This is a genomic window from Schlesneria sp. (assembly GCF_036405755.1).
Classification (GTDB): domain Bacteria; phylum Planctomycetota; class Planctomycetia; order Planctomycetales; family Planctomycetaceae; genus Schlesneria; species Schlesneria sphaerica.
Window position 1 is genome coordinate 1 of the sequence record NZ_DASWWZ010000222.1, and the last position, 3,807, is coordinate 3,807.

Annotated in this window: 3 protein-coding genes; 1 reads left to right on the plus strand and 2 read right to left on the minus strand. The window is 58.3% G+C overall.

What is annotated here, in order from left to right; genetic code table 11:
• Positions 1-44: 44 nt before the first annotated feature.
• Together VGE80_RS07635 and VGE80_RS07640 are read right to left on the minus strand one after the other, a co-directional pair.
• Entirely contained in the window at positions 45-2,267 is a 2,223-nt protein-coding gene (locus VGE80_RS07635) for a hypothetical protein (protein WP_440592226.1), read from the minus strand.
• Positions 2,267-2,686 carry an ExbD/TolR family protein gene (locus tag VGE80_RS07640; RefSeq protein WP_373649798.1) on the minus strand — a complete coding sequence of 140 codons (420 nt, stop codon included), beginning with the start codon at positions 2,684-2,686 and terminating at the stop codon, positions 2,267-2,269. The genes VGE80_RS07635 and VGE80_RS07640 overlap by 1 nt, the downstream gene beginning before the upstream one ends.
• A 340-nt stretch (positions 2,687-3,026) precedes the next feature.
• On the opposite strand from VGE80_RS07640, the gene VGE80_RS07645 reads away from it, so the two are divergent.
• On the plus strand, positions 3,027-3,807 hold a 781-nt coding region (locus VGE80_RS07645), incomplete at its 3' end, for a patatin-like phospholipase family protein (protein WP_440592227.1).

The window sequence follows — 3,807 nt, forward strand, 5'->3', positions numbered from 1 at the left end:
CAATCGCACCGCCACGTTTCAGCGTGAGGTGCCGCGGAGAGAGCTTACTTGGGATCTTCTTCGGTCTTTGAACCGAGCGAATAACGGTAGTAGACCTCCAGGCACATGGTGCTGAGAGCCGTCGAATAAAGTCGGCCGCCGATGCCGGCCCACTTGCCGCGGGGATCCCAGCTTCCCGACAGTGGACCATCGTGTCGCTGCAGCGACACCAGCATGTCGCGCAGCGAAGCGTTCCATTGCTGCCAGGCTTCGTCGTCCTGATTGTGCAGAGCTAACGTCCCGTAGTACCAGTAGTATTCGTCGTAGGCTGTCACGCGGGGAAGGTTTTCTTTCAGATACTGGACGGCTTCCTGGCTGGCTTCGTCATTAGGGCGGATGGCAAACATCTGGCGGCAATATAAGGCTTCTGCGGTCATGGCGGGGGTGGGGCGGTCAGCAGTACGGTAACCCGCGAGGCCACCAAATTTTCCGCGGCCTCGCGCTTCCAGGAACTTGACCATTCCCCGACGTGTCTCTTCGGGAACCGGAATTCCGGCGTTTACAGCGCTCTTGAGTGCCATCAGTTGCCAGCCGAACATGCTCATGTCACTTTCGGAACTCTCGCCCCCTTTGCCATAGCGCCAGCCTCCGTCCTCGTTCTGCAGGACGGAGATCATTTTGATCCCTCGCTTCACTGCATCACGCAGGGCGGGAAAATCGGCAGCGTCATTCTGCACTGCGTACGCTTCTGCCAGTGCGAATGTCGCGATCGCATGACAGTAGTTCTGGTCGTATCGAGTCGCATTGCCCCCCAGGTAGCCGTTGGGCAACTGCTGGGAGATGAGCCAATCGATCGCTCGCTTCATCTGCTCGGTATAGGGACCTTTTTCGTGTGTGTAGCCCGCTCCGAGAAACGAAAGCACGACGAGACCCGTCACACCGGAGTCGGCGAACTTTCCTCCGTCCTGTCGATCCTGACCCTGGGGATCGAACTTGACGGAGCCTCCCCCATGCCGAGCCGAGGACCACCGACCGTCAGCTTCCTGGATCGAGGCGAACCACTTCAAGCTGTTCTCGACAGCCTTCTCAGACTCCTCGGTTCCCCCGTGCTTGATGACGTTGGCTTTACGCTGCACAGAGGTGCGTGCCTGGTAGGTTTCGGCGGCACGGGCGGGGGCGCGCATCGAAGCAGGTGCGGACGGCCGTACGAACGCCGGTTGCGGCGAATCGTCCAGCGGGGACGACAGACCACGGCCGTTGAGCAGGCGATCATCCGGCAGGCGACCTGTTCTGGCTGCATTGCTGGCAACCGTCGGTCGCGAAATCGGTTCATCGGGATCCGCTTCGGGGCGAGTCGCCGGGCGACTATTCCGCTCGGTTCGACGTGTCGCTGCGGGAGCCGGTGCGGTGAATGGGTCCTCTGCACTACTCATCTCGAGGTCTTGCAGTTCAGCCGGGCTGGGCAGGTTGGATCGCTGAATGGTATCGCTGTCGGCCATGACAGGCGGGGCAGGCATGCTGTCAGGATTGATGTCAGAAGGGAGTGTCATCGAAGAAACATCTTCTGGCAGCGAGCCCCCCCGTGATGGTGCGGTCCGCTGGAACGCCGGACGCGTGAGTCCTTCGCTGGCTGCGGGAGAACGGCTGATCGACGTTCGCGTGTTGGCAGAACTGGTTGCTTCAGGTCGTGCTTCGGATGTAGGTTCGTCGAGCATGAGTTCGCTCGACGCGGCGGCGGCTGCCGGTGGACTGGCGGACGACTGCTCAAGACCGGGTGCCGATTCTTCAGTGATGGCAGTGAAGTCCGGGATCTCGGGCGCGACGACCGTCTCAGGGGCCTTGTCGAGTTCAGGAGACTCAATTTCTGCTGCCAGCTCGTCTCGTTCAACGCGTGACATCGTGCGAGGATCACGAGCAATGAGCGGATCCTGGGTGGAGACACCCTGGTTAAAAATGGGAAGCGGGTTCGTCCCTTCGTCCCGGGCAGCGTCGTCAGTATCAATGAAGGTGATCGGCGTCTGGACAGTGTCACCCTGCCGTTTGGTGGGGGGCTTGGGATACGAATCCGCGACAGTGACCCAGCCCATGCAGAAGCAGGCGTGCAGAACCAGGGACAGGAACAGCGACTTGCCCAGCGTGTTCTGATCACCGTAACGGGTTCCCCAAAGGGAGAATAAATGGACGGTGGCGAAAATGGACAGAGCGGCGAGAACCACGCGCAGCAGGACCCCGCTAGCGTTCATCCCTCCCGTGCTCGCTATCAGGATCTCGAGTAATCGTGTCGGCATCAGATCCCTTTCGGTTTGGGGGTATGTGCCACCGATACGTTTCTAATTCCGGCTTCTTTACACGTCGAGAAGACATCCATCACGAGTTGATAGGGGCAGCGACCGTCACCACGGATCACGACCGATTGATTGGGGTAAGCAAAGCGCGCTGCCTCCAGGAGGATTTTCAGCGCGTCGACATCGAGCTCTTCTTCTTTAACCATGACTTTCCCGGCCGCGTCGACGTTGACGATGATCTCATCAGGTTGACCCGACAGGGCAAAATTTTCTGAGACGCTGGGAAGTTGAATGCCTGTCTGTCGCTCATCCTCGGCGAACTGAGTTCCCACCATAAAGAAGATGATCAGCAACATGACGACATCGAGCATCGACGTCAGGTTGATGGACGGTTCTTCCAGGGGTTCAGTCTTCAGAGGCATCCGAATTGCCAGTGCTGGTAAGATTGTTGAGAATTCTCAGGCGGCCTGATCAGGCAATGTATCATAGCAGATCGGCAATTCTGGCAAGAGGGGTGAGTATCCCGGTCGGAATGTCCCCTAATGCCTGCTCGTCTCAGAATCTGCAGGTCTACGCCTCGTTACAGGTTGCCCAGTCGTTCAGGTTCTCGCAGTGAGAACGGGTTCGGTTTTTTTTCAGCTCACCATCCTCAGTGATGCCAGGTTTTCCCTGCCGACGTCTCTGCGGCGGGATCTCGACCACCACAGTACAAACTGAAAGGCGGGGTTGTCGAGATTTTCAAGATTCAGTACAGAGCCGTCTATGAGACCATTGGATACAGGCGCCGATTTCGACTCAAACTGGGCGCGAGGCGCCTGGACCTGGATCGTGATTGCGCTCTGTTTATGTCTTTCAGTCGGTTGTGCGACTCCGCATCGATTGTCGTCACCGACGGCTGCGGGGATCAAGCCCGCCGACCTCGTGGACACGACGGCCGATGGGCTCGACGGCACGCCACCGCTCGTGTTCCGACAACTTTTCGCGCAAGGGGAACGAGTTCGCGAATCTCAAAAGCCCAAAGTGCTTCCTCCCAAAAAGACCGCCCTGGTACTGTCAGGTGGAGGTTCTTATGGAGCATACACAGCGGGGATACTCTGCGGCTGGACCGAATCGGGAACACGTCCTCAGTTCGATGTCGTGACCGGTGTCAGTACGGGAGCACTGATTGCCATTTTCGCCTTTCTTGGTCCCGAATACGATCAGGAGCTTCGTCGCAACTATACCATGGTCAGGTCCAGGGACATTTACCGACGCAAACACCTTCCCTGGGCTCTGTTTACGGACTCGCTCAATGACAGCAAGCCGCTCTTGCGGCAGATTGAAGCCAACGTCACTCCGGAAGTTGTTCAGAAGATTGCGGACTCGCATAACTGCGGACGTCGAATATACATCGGGACGACAGATGTTGAGGGACGTCGACCCGTCGTATGGGACTTGGGGGCGATTGCCGCATCGGACAGACCTGATCGTCGGGCCCTGATCTGCAAGCTGTTACTCGCTTCTGCTGCGATCCCCGGGTTCTTTCCGACGGTTGAGATTCCGG